This is a genomic window from Marinovum sp. E3 (assembly GCF_055755275.1).
In genome coordinates, this window is sequence record NZ_JBVTQV010000010.1 from 29060 (window position 1) to 44975 (window position 15916).

Consider the following 15916-nt stretch of genomic DNA (forward strand, 5'->3'; position numbering starts at 1 on the left):
TCCTCGTCGCAGACTTCGCACCAGTGGCACGCACTTTACTCTCTTGGGTTAACGGCTTGGCCGAGCCAAAGCGCCACAAGGAGCGGTTTCCGGCGAAATCGCTGGCTTCTAAAGTAATAGGCCACACCTGGCCTTCCCCATCGCTCCAAAAACGGTCGTTTTTGACCCCATGCCCTGCCCCACGTCAGTGTGACCTTCACCGCTATCTGGCGTGCTTTCTTCATCGCTACGTGGCGCCGATGACCAGCGTAGAACGGGCGGCTTCGACCACATCGTCGGTGACAAGCAAGAGTTCGTTGATCTTGAGGATGCGCTCGATCTGGACGAACAGTCGGTGCAGCAGGCGGAAGTTGCCGCCGGTTATGCGGGCGATGGATGCGACGGCCTGATGGTCGGTGAAGTCCGCGTCATCCAGTTGCAGGCCGAGCTTTCTCCAGTGTCGGGTGAGCACGAAGGTCAGTTCGTCGCCATTCAGCGGGCGGTAATGGTGGCCGAAGCCGATCCGACTGTAGAGTTGTGGGTAGCGTTCCAGCTTTCGTTCCAGGCCGGGCATGCCAATCAAAATAACGCCGATCCCGGTTCGGTCGAAAATGTCTCGGACATGCTCAAGGCTCTGGGTGGACAGGCGCTCGGCCTCGTCGATGATCAGCAACTCGATCCGGTCTCGGCCTTTGAGATCGACCAGAACTCGATCAGGGTAAAGTGACAGGTCGATACAGCTTTCTATTCGGCACATGAGCTTATCCAGGTCGTCGCGAACCTCCCGCACCGGGCCGCCAACGCTCGGCGTGTAGAATGCGATGCGTGCCTTGGCGAGCGCATCGTAGGCAATGGTGTCCAAAGGGTTGCGCGGCCCCCAGGTCAGTAGCAACGGCTCGGCCTTGTCCCACCGCGCGAAGCGCCGGGCGGAAAGCGTTTTGCCGACACCTGCCGGACCGAAGCAGATGCCGATGTAGCGATGCTTTTTCACTGCACTGGCGAACTCGACGAACCGGCGATGCTCCTTTGTCGCGATGAACGTGCCGGTTCGATGTCCCGTCATGATCAGTCCTCCGTCCAATAGGTGCGGAGTTTCGACGTTCGCCGCTGACGCAACCCGGGTTCGGTTTTTTCACGATGTGTCATGCCGGGCAGATGCACCGCGACCACGCTGACCCGTTCATTGATCTGCTGGCGCAAGGCGCGTCGATGCGCAGAGCGAGCCGTCTGGATATCCTTGAGTGTGACCGTCTCATGTGCGTGTTCAGGGCTTATGGCCCGACACAGGAAGCGGTTCTTGTGGAACACCCGGACCTCGCCGAGATCACGGGGGTCATAGCGGACTGTCACGTTCTCGCCGACATAGGGGGCTAGCGTCGAGCTCATGAAGCGCAGACCCTGAAAGTGGACGCCGTCTCGCCGCACCATGCGTGGCTTCGCAACCATGACCAGCAGCTGGTCGAGGTCTTCGAGGCTGTCTGGCATCTGCGGCAGCCAGCCCTGTGCGCACCACGAGGTCACGGGCGCAACCCCGATCTCGCTGTGACGGCGGGCGTTGTAGGTCCCGGTAATCCAAATGCCGATGGCTGCGTCCAGCTCTGACAGCGACAGTCGGGGCGGCGTTGTTGGCCTGCCGTCCACCAGATTGCCAGGCAACTCCGGCAGCACCTCGGTGTTCAGCGTTCCGAAGAATCGTTCAATTTTTCCGCGTCCCTGTGGCCTCGCGACGGCAGAATATATCAGCTGGAACCGCAAAGCGGCGGCTGCCTGGTCGAGATGCTCGGAGGTGAAATCGCTTCCGTGATCGACATAGAGCACGTCAGGTATGCCACAGACCGGCCAGTCCGGGTTTTGCTTGCGCCAGATGGCCTGCCGGAGCGCCAGAGAGGTCTGTAGCGCTGAGGGTGCGCCCAGAAAGACAAAGTAACCGGCGATGGCGCGGGAATGGTCATCCATGATGGCGGTGAGCCAAGGGCGCGCAACCTTGCCATTGACGTCGAGAATCAGGATGTCGAGCATCGTGTGATCGGTCTGCCAGAGCGCATTCGGAGTGCCTGCCCGATGCCGGTAGATCAGCTCGTATCGGTCACGGTGGGCTGCGGCTCCCTCTTGCGCCAGGGTGACCATCGCCGGGTCAAGCGCCCGGATGATGGAATGGACCGTGCCGTAGGACGGGAGGGGCCAGTCTCGCGTCATGGCCACCGCTGCCATCCGCCGGTGGATCGCAGCGCAGGACAGCCGGGGTTTGCGCAAAGCCAACCCTTCGATCAAGCGCACCAGCTCATCGGGCAGCTTGCGCTTGTTCCCGTCGGACCGCATCCGCCGTCTCAATCCATCGAGGCCGTGTTCCCTGTAACGTGACAGCCATCTTTGTGCCGTCCTGATCGGCACATCGGCCGCTCGGGCGGCGGACACCAGCGAGATACCATCCTCGATATGCGGGCGGAGAACGGCAAAACGACGGACTGCTTCATCCATGATCTGCCTCCCACAGGTGTCCGCAAGGGGATCGGTGAGCGGACAGGGTCGAGGTGACGGCTGATGGCCAATAAACCGAACCTCATCATGTCTCGTATAGATAGTACGATTTGATTCGCACATGAGGCCCCTTATCCGTACACTCGCTGCATGACTGCGACAAAGATTGGCTATGCCCGCTGCTCCACCGACCGTCAGGATCTGACGGCACAACGTGCTGCCCTTGCGGAGCTTGGGGTCACCGAAGACCGCATCTACACCGACCACGGCCTGACGGGCACGAACCGCGCCCGACCCGGTCTCGACCAGGCTCTCGCCGCCGTGCGCGCAGGCGATGTGCTGGTCGTGCCGAAGCTCGACCGCCTCGCGCGCTCGGTCCCGGACGCCCGAGCGATCGCAGATCAGTTACAAAAGAAAGGCATCAAGCTCGCCCTTGGCGCGTCGGTCTATGATCCGGCCGATCCGATGGGAAAGATGTTCTTCAACATTCTGGCCACCTTCGCCGAGTTCGAGGCCGACCTCATCCGCATGCGCACCCGCGAAGGCATGGCCATCGCCCGCGCCAAGGGCAAGCTCCGGGGAAAGCAGCCGAAACTTTCGGAAAAACAACAAAGAGAACTGAACCGGATGCACGCATCCGGCGAATACTCTATCAGCGATCTTGCTGAGCTCTTCTCCGTCTCAAGACCGACCGTCTACAGGACCCTGCAGCGAAATTCGGCAAAAAATATGCCTTAGCGTAGGATCCTGCCCCCTCCGGCATCAGACCCCCTATCGGCTGTGCAGAGGGACGAGGTGCGTCATATGCGCGACGATGAGCAACGAACGATTTCGGAGATCGCACGGTTGTTCAATGTCAGTGAGAGGACGGTGCGTCGGGCCTAAGCTTCTACGTTAAAAAATGAAGGATAGTATCTCCGAAAAGTTGTGTAGCTGCCTATGGTGGCCTCGCTTCTTTCTCGACTGTCCCCAAGAAAAAAACCAAGGGTATCCGCGGCATCCTTTGCACCCAAATGCAGGATGCTGTCGAGCTTACTTTTTTCACGCAACGAAAGGTCAGGCGCGTCAATATTTATGACGTCACCCCATCCATTAGGTAAAAACTCCCAATGCGGTGGCGCTGCGCCCTCCTCATCGTCTCTGCGGATCAAGACTGTGACCGATAGCATCCGAGAAGTATCTTGATAGGTCGTGCTCAAAAGGGGCAACGCAGTCGCGCATTCGTCTCCTTGGGCGAGTCCCGAGGAGATGGCCGCTTCTATGCAGCGAGATAGGGCGCTTGGAAACGAAGTGGCTGTGAAGCCGTCCAAATCGGCGGGAACGAATTCTCCTAGCTGTTGACGAAGCAGGGCAGCCCACTCCTCATTCGGCGTGGCGAAGTCTATTCCCTTAGGTAGCTGTGCTTTTAGCTTCTGTAAGCCCTCCGTGTCGGCATTCAGTGTCACTCGGAGGACATCTCCAGGGATCAGTTTTTTGGCTATGCTCTCCACCTCTTGAAGCTGGGATAGCCGTTGCTTCGGTCGTGTATAATCCAGCCAAATCACTGCTTTTTCTGCGCCAAGATCGTTTAAAATCTGCTCATAGCGGCCCGCAAGTTCGTTGCTTCCGTGACACCGGCATTCTACCCGATCAAAAGGCTTGTTTGTTTTCTGTCGCTCAACGGTGTTGTCTTCTTCGTCAAATGCGTAGAGCTTTTCTATGCCTGTGCGGCGAAAAATCCCAAAATGGTCCACTAGATGGGCTCCGCCCATTGAGATGTACGCATAATCTCTTGGGCCTCGTGCACTCACGACTCTTGATATAATGTCCAGAAATAGCTCTCGATCAACAAACTTGTTCGGTCGAAGGCGGTAGGGCAGACCAGCAGCACTCATTTTTTTGAACTCTTCAATATCCAATCAAAACATGCTGAACCGACCTCTCCCGGAGCAACATTTGCGTCGCCAAAAAGATGTTTGGAGACAGCGTGAATTTCGTCAATATCCCTTGAAAAAGCTATTCTTCGAGTGGTTCGTTCTGTTTGAGGGCGAGGCAGGCTAGGAATATATTTTCTAGCGCCGCCTCCTTGCCCACGCGCTGCAATGCCATGTTGTGCAGCGAGCGCTACGCTCGTGGCCTCAATCCGCTCGACCTGCTCAATAAGTTTATCTGTTTCTCTCTCCTTGCCCTTCCACTTATTCGTAAACGACGTAAACGTAACGATCCCCTCGCTAACTGCGTTGAGAGCACGCACATAGACATCGGAGTCTGTGTCTAAGTCCCGCTTTGTTGTAGAAATTGGCAACTTTGAAGCGGCGGCAGCTGTGAAAATTACAACGCCAGCAATTGCTCGAAATTGGGGGTGATATCGGGGAACACTTCCCAAGCCCCAGCCAGTTTTAGCGGTACGATCCGAAACAAGTACGACTCTGTCGTTACAGATTACTGAGATGCCAGCTCTTTCAACGGCATCCGAAGCGAGCGTTGAGCTCTCGATCTCATCTTCTGTGGTTAAACGCCTGTACAAACCAACAGTGATGTTCACTTCTACACCATTAAAATTCGCAATGTAGTTATAAGGTTGAATTCCATTATCCAGATTTTCTGATGCTGCTACTTGAATCGTGCGTGGCTTAAGCAATGATCCGTTTAGGCAAACCTCAAAGCCCTTCATCATCAAATAGGCGAAATGCTCAGATATTGAGTCGGCCAGCTTGTTCACAAAGCTAGTGCGACCGAATTGTTTCGCAATCTCGGGTTTAAGCTTCTTTATATCAATGTGAACACCGTCACCGCTTTGATCGTCGTCTTCTTCCCCAATTGAAAGCGTGAAATCATCGTTTTCAGGGTCTAACCAGCCTTCTGTGTACTCGACGATTGAGGCGCTTCCCCCCGTCACTGAGCGAACTTTCGCTTCGAGCCCCATCTTGAAGATGGCACGCTTCATACCAATGCCGTACATACCAATCGTCGGCAGGTCTCCATCCTTGTCGACTTGTGGACGGCCAAGACGAAAAGCAGAATCTATATATTCTTTGGGTATCCCGCCACAATTGTCAGCAATACGGAATCCGTTTTCGGATATATCAAGATTGCATCTGAATCCCTTATAGACATCTGATTTTTGAAGAGACTTGCGCCTCTGGCGCATCGCACCATCTACGCTATTATCGACAAGATCGAGAATCGCATCTCCAAGCTCAATGTCCCTTGGTAGCATTGCCACGAAGAACCGCTTGGTTGGTCCGCCGCTAATCTCGCGAACTTTACTATTCATGGCGCTCCTACAGGGTGTATCTGTTACTTTTGAAGACAATCACAGGTTAAGCCGCCACTCGTCAACGAGACAGTAGCCAGGATATCAATCCCGATAGTTCCTGATCATGACCTGATCGAGCTTCTTCGCCGGAACAAGCCGATAGTGCCGTTCCTCAACAACTTTGATCTCGTCATCCTGTAGGGTCAGCTCGAAGAGCGCGATGATATGTGCGTCCATGAACTGCGCAGCGATCGCTCGGCACCGCATCCCGGGGAACTTCTCTTCGACGAAGCGAATGTCCTGGCTCGTCTGGACGATGCCGATCTGATCTTTGCCACCCTTGGCCTGCACGGGGACCACGTAATGGCAGCCGCGCTTGTCGAGCCCGACATAGAGCTCGTCGATCTCGATCTGCCCAATCCCTTTAACGGTCGTGCGAAGATGGTTCTGAAGGCTGTAGGTAGTGAGGCTCAAGAACGTGTCGATCAGCCGGTTGTAGCGCACGATGGCCAGAAGCGCTTGTTCGTCGTCGAGTGCATAGGCTCGGATCAGCTCGGGGGTCGCATCGGGGATGTCGATCGTCACCAGGTCTTCGCGAGGCAAGACACGATTGATCTTGACCAGGCGAAACTTGTAGACGGCCCGCCCTGCGAGCTCGATTACCCACTCCATGCCTTCGGGGTGGGTCTCGACAATGCGTTCGGGCAATGCCGCCCGAAACCGAAATGAATAGAGCACGTCGCCCAGGTTCTTCGGTAGCTTGATGTCCAACACCTCGGCCGCATCCTCGATGTCGGTACGGGCAAATTCAAGCTCGGTCGCACCGTCGCTGTAGCGGTCGAAGAATATCTTCTCGATCAGAGCTCCATAGCGGTTAGGCGATTTAGCCATAGGCAACCCTCCCCGCGTTGATCTCTCCCTCGATCTCTTCCTGCTTGCGCTTTTTCGCGCCGCTCTTTCGATCACGCTTGCTCGGCGGCGGCGTGATGCCAAACCGTCGTGATGCCTGCGAAAGGTCGAGTGTTAAAAGCTCAGGATCGCCAAGCGACAGGATTTCTTCGGGCCTGGTCGGTTCGATGCCCAGGGCTTCAATCACCTTCGTGGCGATGGCCCTAGCCAAAGGCGGCGGGACCGCATTGCCGATCTGCCGCGCGCCATGCCACTTGGTCGCGTTAAGCCGAAACCAATCGGGGAAGCCGTGCAAACGCGCCATTTCTCGTACAGTGATGCAGCGCGCATGGCGATAGTGGATCGGGCGCGGGCTGGTGAACGCGCCCCTCGCGCCGTCCGTTCCGGCGCGAAGCGTGTTGGAAACGCCACCTTGTGGAAGCTTGAAGAACCGGCTGATCGGTTCGACCGCCCCCTCTTCCGTCTGCCGGAAACGCCGCCGCGAAATCTCAGTGTGGTCGGTGCGGGCACTCGACGTGAGAACATCGGGGTTCCACTCGCGCACATAGCCTAAATGCCAGGCGTTATTCTTGAGACCGCGCAGCTCGGCTGCATAGTCGGACGGATCGCTAAAGCGGCTCGTCTTGACGGCATCGCTCGCGTTTAGGGTCTCGAAAGTATCGGCATCGGGAAGATCCCCGATCGCCTCGGCACAGGACGGTCCAAAGTCGAGCTCGGGGTAAAGCTTGGGCCGACCGGAAATGTTGGTCGTCGGAGCAGGATAATCGGGAAGCGCCCTACCCTTCTTCATACCCATGAGGATGAAGCGCTCGCGCGATTGCGGCGTGCCGTAGTGACCGGCATTGAGCACCTTCCAAGGCAAGCGGCACTCGTAGCCGACCCGATCAAAAGCCTCTACCAGTTCTTTCAGGAATGTTTTGTGCTTGCCGACCGTGAGCCCTTTGACGTTCTCAAAAACGAAACCCTCGGCATCGAGCTCATGCACGAGCCGTACAAAATCGAGAACGAGTTTGTTGCGGGGGTCGTCGAGCGCTCTGTGACCGATCAGGGAGAAGCCCTGGCATGGCGCCCCGCCGAACACGCAGTCGATTTTTTTACCCTCAAGGCCAGCTCGTTGCCTGATCTCTTCTCCGGTAAGCTTGGCGACCGAGGCGGGGATCACGGTGGTTTCGGGGAAGTTGAACTCGTGCACGGCACAATGCACAGGGTCGATCTCGACCGCCGCCTTCACATCGAAGCCTGCTTGCTCGAAGCCGAGGCTTAGTCCCCCCGCCCCTGCAAATAGGTCGATGCCGATCGGTCTCATAGTGCCTCCTGAACGTTTTGATTCTTAATCTTAGCAGGCGGCTTCGCAGATGTCGATCGCCTTCCTCAGCCGTCCACAAATCCTTGTATCCATGGCCAAAGTGCCTCGCTGTTGGCAAGCTCACACTGCCAGATCACGAGCACTTTCCATCCAGCCGCTTCTAACTCTGCAATGTTTCGATCATCGCGAGTTTTATTCTGTTCGATCTTGGGCTGCCAATAGTTAAGCTTCGATTTAGGAAGTTTGCCTTTCGAGCACCCATGCCCATGCCAGAAACACCCATGAACGAAGATCACTTTTCGCCTGCCTTTGAAAACGATGTCAGGGCGTCCTGGCAGGTCTTTTCGATGTAATCTGTAGCGATATCCGTGGTCATGCAGCATGCGCCGCACAATCATTTCGGGGCCAGTATCTTTCGTCTTCACCGATTGCATGATGCGACGTCGTTGTGCTGGCGAGCGGGTATCCATAGGTCGTCAGCTAGAGCTCTTTCTGCTCGTAAGCCTCCCACATTTTCTCAATCAGCTGTCCCTGCGTGATCCCGAGCCGTTCGGCCTCAGCTGCGATAGCCTCTCCTACCGCCGGAAAAACTTTGGGATGGAGCTGCCAAGTTCGTGGACTTGGTTTTCGGCCCGGTTTCTTGCGTGGGGTTCGGTCAAGGAATCCCCTCGCCTCTCCCACATCGTCCACACGCCGAACCTCTTCGACGGTTGTATCTTTCGGGCGCGCTTTTAGTCCGGAAAGCCTATTTGAGCCGCTCATAGACAGCCTCCGTGAAACCTTGGGCGTTCGTGATAGCTTTATCCACCTTGCCCCCTGTCACCATCTCCGAGTCTTGCATCATTGCGGTCAGATCAGAGCCATAGGCAAAAATTTCAGAGAACGCCGCCCGTGCGACTAGAGAGGGTTCGATCACGTCGATCCCTGCGCTGCGCAGCTGCTCTTCGAGTTCTTTCTGGACCCGACTTTTTACAGCCGCGCTTGTCTTGGTTAGAACAACCGCGTGGCGGATTCGACGCCCAAGCGCCTCTTCTTCTTCACGCACCAGTGCCAGAGCTTCGGAACCGATCTCTGCATCGAGCGCCGTTGGCTGCATTGGTACGATCACTAGGTCGGCCTGCGAGATCGCGCGGCTGACCAGCTGGGAGGCGACCCCTTCTAGATCCACGATAACGATGCGACCGTCCCCATCCGCGGCGCGGATGGTCGGCACGATTTCAGATCGACCAATGTCGCTCAGGAGCGTGACACCCTCGGGGGTGCCGTGAGATGCCCAACGGGTCAGGGATTTATTTGGGTCACAGTCGAGGACTGTGACCTCAGCCCCCATGCGGGCGAATTCCGATGCGAGGAGCACGGCGCATGTGGATTTTCCGACACCCCCCTTGGGGCTTGCCATGACGATGACGGGCATTGCTCGAACCTGCCTGTTTGTTTTACCGGGTTTATATCCGTTACCGGAAATATTTTCAACACCGAATACAAATCCACAACCGGAATTATTTGTGTTACCGGATTTATACCAGGTTAAGGTCTGCCGCGCTTCTCGAACCACTTCCGGCAGAAGCCAACAAAAGCCCCATCGGCATCGCGGGGCGGTTCAAAAATCCAATCCCGCCACTCGCGTTCGAGATAGTGCACATCCCAGCCTGGCGCGGCTTGCCTAGCGCGTTCGTAGGTATCTGGCTTCAGAGGAGGGACACGCCCTTCTATCATCGGGGCTGGTGCCATCGTGCCGCGATTGGTGAAGATGATCATGTCCTCTGCTTCGTCAAAGGTAACATTGTAATCGGGCAAATGGTCATGCTGTACTAGCTGCTTGATCATCTGGCGGAAGCGCTTCTCCGGGCTTTGGGAGCCGGTCTTGAGCAGAAGTTTCCGCAAGGTGATCCGCCACGTCCTCTGCTGCCCACAGTGCTTTCGAGCTATTTCGTACACGCGGCGCTCGATTGGCTTGCGCAGTCGGAAATAGTCCCGGTGCAGGGTCAGGACCTCTTCTTTCCGGATCGCGTTGAAGACCCAATCAGACAGCTTCACCTCACACCAGAGTAGGCGGCCGTCTAGCCCATGCTTACGGCGGATCGAGGATGCGTCGATCAAACCGAAGCCGTCGATCTGCTCTTCATCGCCGCTCACAATGTTGGTCCTGATCCGTGTTCCTTCGAGGCGGTCCAGGGCATCGAGGAGGGATTGATATTCCCGACCGCTTGTTCCTCGGTTGGTGAAGATCAGCAGTTCCCGCGAGTTGATCCGAACGCGTGGCGACACCAGTTCACCAAGCTTGAGCTTCGCCATGATCTGACTGATGCAGTAGATCAGGATGTCCTTGTCATAAATCGTGGCGAGACCTTTGACACTTGGCGTGATTTCCAACCAGTTCTCGCCGTTCCTGTAGCGCTTAACTGTGGTCTCTGGCTTCTTGGAAAGGGAGTAAAACGGGTGCTCCATGTGCTGCATCACGTCCTTCAGGACTGCATCCGCCACATCGCAGATGAACAGATCGTGCTGAGGATGACGATCAGGCAGCAGGGGGGCCTGCGAATTCGTGTTTTCAGTTACCATGCGGGCACATTCGTGTTTTCAGTTACCTAAGTCAAGATTCGTGTTTTCGGTTACCAAAAGCAGGATTTTAGTTACCGAGATTCGTGTTTTCAGTTACCAAGGCTGCGCGCAATAGGCTGTTTTAAAATGATAAAACGGAGACAAAAACCAACGTAACACAGAATCTAACACATATTTAACACCCTCGAAGATCACGCAGCCTGTGGATAAGTCGCCGCGCCCGATCAGTGCCGAAGCCCTGGATCTTGATGCTTCGGACCATACTCCGCATCTGCAAGCCGCTCGATCACACCACGACGAACACCGGCATCCACATCAACGTCCGCATGATCAAAGTAGGCCAGCGCCAAGCTGAGCTGTTGCTGCTGAGAAAGACAATCACCAAGAATGTCTTCCAGTACTGACTCGTCACCCTGCTTGAGAGCCGCCAGCTGATCCTCTGAAAGAGAGCCTTCGATTTCCGCACGGAACGCCAGTCGTTCGTCCCGACTGGTGAAGGGCGGATTGATCTGATCTTGCGCCAGATGAGCAAGGGCTTTCTGAACGTGGGGGAGGGCGCGTGCCTCGATCGCGATGCGCACCGGGTCTTTCCGTTTCGCGACCTTGCCGTCCGCCATGGCATCCAGTGTCAGATCCAGCGCCCGGTCGAAGCGGGCCTGCTCCTCCGACATCACCGTGCCTTCCGGTACGACCCGGTCAAAAATTTTCGCGATCCGGGCGATCCGGTCCGGAGAACCGGCCGCATCCTTCAGTACGCCCAGGTCACCGTTGAGAATTTTCGTCTCCAGGTCGGTGTAGGCTTCGAGGGCAGCGTTTGCCTCGGCCCCCTTGTCAGCCAGTTCCAGGCTCGACACCAGTCGCGACAGCGCTTCACGGGCTGCGTCGAGTTGGGTTTTGTAGCTCTGTTGCAGCGATTGAAGAGACTGGATCATCGACTGCGCCGTGTTCAGCTTCGCGTCCATGTCGAGTTTTTCTTCCCGGATCTTCATCTGGAAGCCGCGGAGCGCGTCTGTGGCGACTTCTGTGGCCCGTGCATGCCACTCGGCATCGCTTTCCTTGCCACCGCGCAGGAGGGAGCCTCTGACGCGCTCAGGGAGGGCGACAGCGCCCTCGCCGGACATGTAGGCCCCATAGACCCGCTGCACGCGCTCGTGCCGCGCTGTGGAGCCCTTGATGCCGCGCCGAAGACCATGCTTCTCGCTGACCTTTTCCGCGAAGTCCGTCTGAAGGTCCGAAAGGGCCTTCTTGTTCCCCACGAACGACCGGCAGTTCAGCTTGCCCCTGTCATCGAGGGGGATGGTCATCACCGTCATATGCGGCGTGGTCTCGTCGCGGTGGATCATGGCCGAGAGAACGTTTTCCTTGCCGTGCCGGTTCTCGATCCAGCTGAGCGCATCCCGGAAATAGGTATCCTGTTCCTCCCTGGACATGGCCTTCATCTTCTCGGGCGAGCCGCCGATGAAGTATTCCAGGCCGTGCACGGCGTTCGTCCTGATCTTCTCCGGGGCCCGTGCCTTCCACGCGGCCAGCACGTCCTTGCTGTTGTCGCCACCGACCAGGATCGTGTTGTCCCTCGTCCTGTCCGGGTCGGCATTCGGGGTCTCACGTTCCCGAAAGGTGTGCTGAAGGCTGGCCCCCATGTTGCCGAGCGTTTTGATCTTCGCCGTCCGCATGATGCCGAAGGATTTCCCCTCACCGTGAAGGCCCTGCATGCTGCCGCGGACCTTGGACCAGCCTTCATCAAGGAGCTTGCGGGGTTCTGCAGACATGGGAGAATCCGTTTGAAGGAAGTGAGTATGTGTACTTACTAGACAATTTGATTCCGCGCCGCGCAACCAAATTGTCGTTCGCCCGCCAGAAGGCGGGGAAAGCACATACTCACTTCCTTCAAGAGCACCGCCGAACGGCCAGCGGTTCATATCCATGTCGGACTTGAACGTATCGCAATTGATATACATAATGGAGGTCCAAGGAGGACATGCCATGCCCGCTCAAACCTCGATGCTTCACGGGTCAGGATTCATAACCAATAGATGACAATAGCTGCGAGGGCTATGGCAGAGAGGAATACCTTTGGACAGCGGTCATAGCGGGTCGCGACGCGCCTCCAGTCCTTGAGCCTTCCGAACATGATCTCGATGCGGTTGCGCCGCTTGTATCGGCGCTTGTCGTATTTGACCGGGGTCTTGCGTTGCTTTCGACCTGGGATGCAGGCGCGTATCCCTTTGTCTTTCAACGCTTCCCGGAACCAGTCGGCATCGTAGCCGCGATCCCCGAGCAGCCAATTGACTTTTGGAAGGCCGCTGAGCAATGCCCGCGCGCCGATGTAATCGCTGACCTGACCGGCGGTGACGAACAGGTCGAGCGGGCGCCCCTGACTGTCGCAGATGGCGTGCAGTTTGGTGTTCATGCCGCCCTTGGTGCGACCGATCAGGCGACCACGCCCCCTTTTTTCACGCCCAGGCTGGACGCCGTGCGATGTGCCTTCAGGTAGGTCGCATCGATCATCACTGTATTCTTCTCGCCGTGCAGGGCGGCCAGACCCGCCATCATCCGCGCGAAGATGCCTTTCTCGCTCCAACGCTTCCATCGGCTGTAGAGCGTCTTGTGCGGGCCGTAGGCGGCAGGAGCGTCACGCCAGCGCAAGCCATTACGATTGATAAAGATTATGCCGCTCAACACACGCTTGTCGTCAACGCGCGGCTTTCCGTGCGATTTCGGAAAGAAGGGCTTCAGACGCGCCATCTGCGCGTCGGTCAGCCAGAAAAGATCGCTCATGTCACAGCTCCGTTTTAAGAGCCGTGAATCACGCGGTGCGGCCGAAATCAATGCATCCTGAGCCTAGTCCCGTCGAAAATCACATTCCAACTATGCCGGGAGACGGTCGAGGGAATCAGGGTGAACAAATGGTCCCGAAGGAGCTGATCACCGAAACCCTGCTGCCCGAGCCCACGCCACCCAATGTGCCTGTCTGACGACCAAACGCCGCCTGACCCCGAGGGTCGGCGGCGTTTTTCTGTATCTTCTTCCGAAAATTCCTCTCCATCCGGCCCCCGGTAAGGCGGCGCGACGACTTCCTGCGACTTGCCGCAATCCTCAGGGCGAAAATGGTCTCTTCTGCTTCGGAGACGGCAATAGAAACTTCGGCCAGAACACCCGCCGATCGTCGACCACGTCCGATCCTCCGATCTGATCCTGCCGCCGAGAACCAATGAACCGGGACGCCCGGAGCAAGTCCGCAGTAGGTCAAGATATTGATAAGGCATGCAATAGCTTTCGATCGCAGTGGTCATGACCTCTCTTTTGACAATTATTCCTTGACCGACGGGTGACGCGGCATGTATTCACAACAGCGAAGGATTCTTCGTATACAGGAAAAATATCTTCCTCTGCTCGAATCCCGACATATCGACCTGTGGCTGAGTGGAGGCGGACATGACGGTTAAACAAGCCAGTAATGTGCTGCGTTTTTTCGAGTTCTTTTCAGCCCAGCAAGGGCCTGCGACTCTGACTCAGTTGGCCGACGCCTTGCGCATTCCAATCTCGAGCACCAGCAATCTCGTCGATACGCTTCGTTCTGACGGCTATCTCTTTGAGGTCAAGCGGCGGGGCGGTTATTATCCGACCCGAAAAATGCACGACCTGAACGTGGCGATACTGTCGGGAAATCCACTCTTGTCGCTGATCCATGAGGCCATCCTCGATCTGCGCAACGAGACAGGCGAGACCGTTCTTCTCGCGGCACGCGACGGCTCGGATGTCGTCTATCTCGATGTCGTCGAGTCGACTCAAGGGATCCGATACTCGGCGGATGTTGGATCAAGAAAGCCGATCTACGCGATATCTTCAGGCAAGGCGATGCTCGGATCGCTCGGCGACATCGAGTTGCAGCGCGAAATAGAGCTGCTTGACTATTCCGGCGCCGCAAGCACCTCGATCACGGATCCAAAAGCACTTTTCGAGAATATCGTTGCTGGCCGCAAACGCGGTGACCTGCCCCCCGCTGGTCCCTCGCTCATGACGAGAGTCTGCCGGTTTGATTTTGGTAGTCGTCGGTTTCGGGCTTGGCAAGCGTGGCAGGCGCGGAGCCCTCAAATAGCTCAAGCGCCTGCCGCGCTTGCTTTGGCGTTCTGTTCCCCAGCGAAGAGTGCGGCCTGACGTTGTTGTAATCGTAGCGCCACAGCGCCAGCTTGCGGCGGGCATCGTCGAGGGTATCGAACAGCTCTTCATTGAGAAGCTCGTTCCGCAGGCTGCCGTTGAATGACTCGATAAAGGCATTCTGCTGCGGTTTTCCGGGGTCGATGTAATGCCAATCCACGCCGTTCCTGTCGGCCCATCTCAGGATTGCCCGGCTGGTGAATTCCGTGCCGTTATCACTGACAATGCAAGCAGGCTTTCCGTAGATCCGGACGAGCGCGTCCAGTTCTCGGGCAACTCGCTCACCTGAAATGCTGGTGTCTGCCGCCAGGCACAGGTTTTCCCGGCAGCAATCATCATTCACGGCCAAGATGCGAAACTTCCGCGACGCCCCGAAGCTGTCCGACAGGAAATCCAGGGACCAGCGCTGGTTGGTCTGTGTGGCTTCAGGCATTGGCGTTCTCGAGCCCCGGGCGCGTTTACGGCCCCGCCGTCGTTTCACTGCAAGGCCCTCCTCTCGGTAGAGGCGGTAAAGCTTTTTGTGGTTCATGATCATGCCTTTTCTCTCAAGCAGCACGCCGATCCGCCGGTAGCCGAACCGGCGGCGTCTGCCAGCGATCTCCTTCATCTCCTGGCGGATCTCAGGATGGTCGGGCGGGCGTTCGCGCCGGACCGTCTTGGGGTCGACACCGACAAGCCGGCAGGCCCTGCGCTGCGAGATGCCATGATCCCGCATCGCATTGAGCGCTGCCTCTCGCCGCTCCTTCGGTGCCGTCAGCTTTTTCCCAGCAGGTCTTTCAGAACCACATTGTCGAGCATCGTGTCTGCCAGCAGCCGCTTCAGCTTGCCGTTCTCATCTTCCAGCGCCTTCAGCCGCGCGGCCTCTGACACCTCCATGCCGCCATACTTGGACTTCAGCTTGTAAAAAGTCGCCGGGCTCAGGCCGTGCCGACGGCACACCTCCGCTGTCGGCATCCCGGCTTCCTGCTCTTTGATCATCCCGATGATTTGCGCCTCGGTGAAACGGCTCTTACGCATTCGTCTGCTCCTTCAGAGTTGGCGCAGACTCTACATCATGGTGAGGGATTTTGCGGGGGGCAGGTCAGCGGCTGGCACCTCAATGCAACGGAGTTCACCCCGGACGTCTCCGGTGTCGGGATGACGCTAGATGTCGCTGGTCAGAAATTCGGCCTGTCGGTCGCTGGACCGAACTATCGCATGGCAGGAAAACATGAGGACCTTGCTGCCTCGCTGCGTGATGCGATCGCAAATATTGCCGCACAGGCGAATGGCCAGGAGGTGCGCAA

General features: G+C 57.1%; 14 protein-coding genes and 1 pseudogene. 3 read left to right on the forward strand and 12 right to left on the reverse strand.

What is annotated here, in order from left to right; all coding sequences use genetic code 11:
* Positions 1-226: 226 nt before the first annotated feature.
* Together AC0J5K_RS23310 and AC0J5K_RS23315 are read right to left on the reverse strand one after the other, a co-directional pair.
* Positions 227-1042, reverse strand: a complete 816-nt coding sequence (locus AC0J5K_RS23310; protein WP_274563283.1) for an AAA family ATPase — start codon at positions 1040-1042, stop codon at positions 227-229.
* Between the two features lie 2 nt (positions 1043-1044).
* Positions 1045-2457 carry a Mu transposase C-terminal domain-containing protein gene (locus AC0J5K_RS23315; protein WP_274563282.1) on the reverse strand — a complete coding sequence of 471 codons (1413 nt, stop codon included), beginning with the start codon at positions 2455-2457 and terminating at the stop codon, positions 1045-1047.
* A gap of 150 nt (positions 2458-2607) precedes the next feature.
* Here AC0J5K_RS23315 and AC0J5K_RS23320 point away from each other — a divergent pair, with 150 nt between their 5' ends.
* Both AC0J5K_RS23320 and AC0J5K_RS23325 read left to right on the forward strand, forming a co-directional pair.
* The gene (locus AC0J5K_RS23320) at positions 2608-3195 is read left to right on the forward strand and encodes a recombinase family protein (RefSeq protein WP_274563280.1); all 588 of its coding nucleotides are present in this window, start codon (positions 2608-2610) and stop codon (positions 3193-3195) included.
* Between the two features lie 66 nt (positions 3196-3261).
* A complete protein-coding gene (locus AC0J5K_RS23325; RefSeq protein WP_338020370.1) occupies positions 3262-3342 on the forward strand; it encodes a helix-turn-helix domain-containing protein in 81 nt (26 codons plus the stop codon).
* On the opposite strand, the gene AC0J5K_RS23330 is transcribed toward AC0J5K_RS23325, so the two are convergent.
* The 9 genes from AC0J5K_RS23330 to AC0J5K_RS23370 form a co-directional block, all read right to left on the reverse strand.
* Complete coding sequence (locus AC0J5K_RS23330) at positions 3339-4355, reverse strand: O-methyltransferase (protein ID WP_274563276.1); 1017 nt, start codon at positions 4353-4355, stop codon at positions 3339-3341. The two genes, AC0J5K_RS23325 and AC0J5K_RS23330, sit on opposite strands and share 4 nt — an antisense overlap.
* A complete protein-coding gene (locus tag AC0J5K_RS23335; protein WP_274563274.1) occupies positions 4328-5713 on the reverse strand; it encodes an ATP-binding protein in 1386 nt (461 codons plus the stop codon). Before AC0J5K_RS23335 ends, AC0J5K_RS23330 begins: the two co-directional genes overlap by 28 nt.
* A gap of 84 nt (positions 5714-5797) precedes the next feature.
* Positions 5798-6586, reverse strand: a complete 789-nt coding sequence (locus AC0J5K_RS23340; RefSeq protein WP_274563272.1) for an endonuclease — start codon at positions 6584-6586, stop codon at positions 5798-5800.
* Complete coding sequence (locus tag AC0J5K_RS23345) at positions 6579-7910, reverse strand: DNA cytosine methyltransferase (RefSeq protein WP_274563270.1); 1332 nt, start codon at positions 7908-7910, stop codon at positions 6579-6581. The genes AC0J5K_RS23340 and AC0J5K_RS23345 overlap by 8 nt, the downstream gene beginning before the upstream one ends.
* A 65-nt stretch (positions 7911-7975) precedes the next feature.
* On the reverse strand, positions 7976-8344 hold the full coding sequence (locus AC0J5K_RS23350; protein WP_473010031.1) for a very short patch repair endonuclease: 369 nt from the start codon (positions 8342-8344) through the stop codon (positions 7976-7978).
* A 311-nt stretch (positions 8345-8655) separates the two neighbouring features.
* A complete protein-coding gene (locus AC0J5K_RS23355; protein ID WP_274563267.1) occupies positions 8656-9324 on the reverse strand; it encodes a ParA family protein in 669 nt (222 codons plus the stop codon).
* A gap of 113 nt (positions 9325-9437) precedes the next feature.
* The gene (locus tag AC0J5K_RS23360; protein ID WP_274563265.1) at positions 9438-10472 is read right to left on the reverse strand and encodes a replication initiator protein A; all 1035 of its coding nucleotides are present in this window, start codon (positions 10470-10472) and stop codon (positions 9438-9440) included.
* 224 nt (positions 10473-10696) lie between these two features.
* Entirely contained in the window at positions 10697-12241 is a 1545-nt protein-coding gene (mobV, locus tag AC0J5K_RS23365; protein WP_473010032.1) for a MobV family relaxase, read from the reverse strand.
* 251 nt (positions 12242-12492) lie between these two features.
* Positions 12493-13250 (reverse strand): IS5 family transposase gene (locus AC0J5K_RS23370; RefSeq protein WP_420398465.1). Its coding sequence is split into 2 segments (ribosomal slippage): positions 12493-12914 and positions 12914-13250, totalling 759 coding nucleotides; the frame shifts between segments, so codons are not numbered across the junction.
* A gap of 657 nt (positions 13251-13907) precedes the next feature.
* On the opposite strand from AC0J5K_RS23370, the pseudogene AC0J5K_RS23375 reads away from it, so the two are divergent.
* A pseudogene (locus AC0J5K_RS23375) lies at positions 13908-14450 on the forward strand (IclR family transcriptional regulator); the annotation flags it as partial.
* A 37-nt stretch (positions 14451-14487) separates the two neighbouring features.
* Here AC0J5K_RS23375 and AC0J5K_RS23380 read toward each other — a convergent pair.
* Positions 14488-15647, reverse strand: a protein-coding gene (locus AC0J5K_RS23380) for an IS3 family transposase (protein ID WP_203277091.1) whose coding sequence is annotated in 2 segments (ribosomal slippage) — positions 14488-15389 and positions 15389-15647 — 1161 coding nt in all. Because the reading frame shifts where the segments join, the coding sequence is not laid out codon by codon here.
* Positions 15648-15916 lie beyond the last annotated feature (269 nt).

What these genes read in the sequence shown, in the direction of transcription:
- AC0J5K_RS23325 (WP_338020370.1), top strand. Translation starts at nt 3,262, where the DNA reads ATGCGCGACGATGAGCAACGAACGATTTCGGAGATCGCACGGTTGTTC.
- AC0J5K_RS23360 (WP_274563265.1), bottom strand. Translation starts at nt 10,472, where the DNA reads ATGGTAACTGAAAACACGAATTCGCAGGCCCCCCTGCTGCCTGATCGT.
- AC0J5K_RS23310 (WP_274563283.1), bottom strand. Translation starts at nt 1,042, where the DNA reads ATGACGGGACATCGAACCGGCACGTTCATCGCGACAAAGGAGCATCGC.
- AC0J5K_RS23320 (WP_274563280.1), top strand. Translation starts at nt 2,608, where the DNA reads ATGACTGCGACAAAGATTGGCTATGCCCGCTGCTCCACCGACCGTCAG.
- mobV (WP_473010032.1), bottom strand. Translation starts at nt 12,241, where the DNA reads ATGTCTGCAGAACCCCGCAAGCTCCTTGATGAAGGCTGGTCCAAGGTC.
- AC0J5K_RS23340 (WP_274563272.1), bottom strand. Translation starts at nt 6,586, where the DNA reads ATGGCTAAATCGCCTAACCGCTATGGAGCTCTGATCGAGAAGATATTC.
- AC0J5K_RS23355 (WP_274563267.1), bottom strand. Translation starts at nt 9,324, where the DNA reads ATGCCCGTCATCGTCATGGCAAGCCCCAAGGGGGGTGTCGGAAAATCC.
- AC0J5K_RS23335 (WP_274563274.1), bottom strand. Translation starts at nt 5,713, where the DNA reads ATGAATAGTAAAGTTCGCGAGATTAGCGGCGGACCAACCAAGCGGTTC.
- AC0J5K_RS23350 (WP_473010031.1), bottom strand. Translation starts at nt 8,344, where the DNA reads ATGCAATCGGTGAAGACGAAAGATACTGGCCCCGAAATGATTGTGCGG.
- AC0J5K_RS23345 (WP_274563270.1), bottom strand. Translation starts at nt 7,910, where the DNA reads ATGAGACCGATCGGCATCGACCTATTTGCAGGGGCGGGGGGACTAAGC.
- AC0J5K_RS23315 (WP_274563282.1), bottom strand. Translation starts at nt 2,457, where the DNA reads ATGGATGAAGCAGTCCGTCGTTTTGCCGTTCTCCGCCCGCATATCGAG.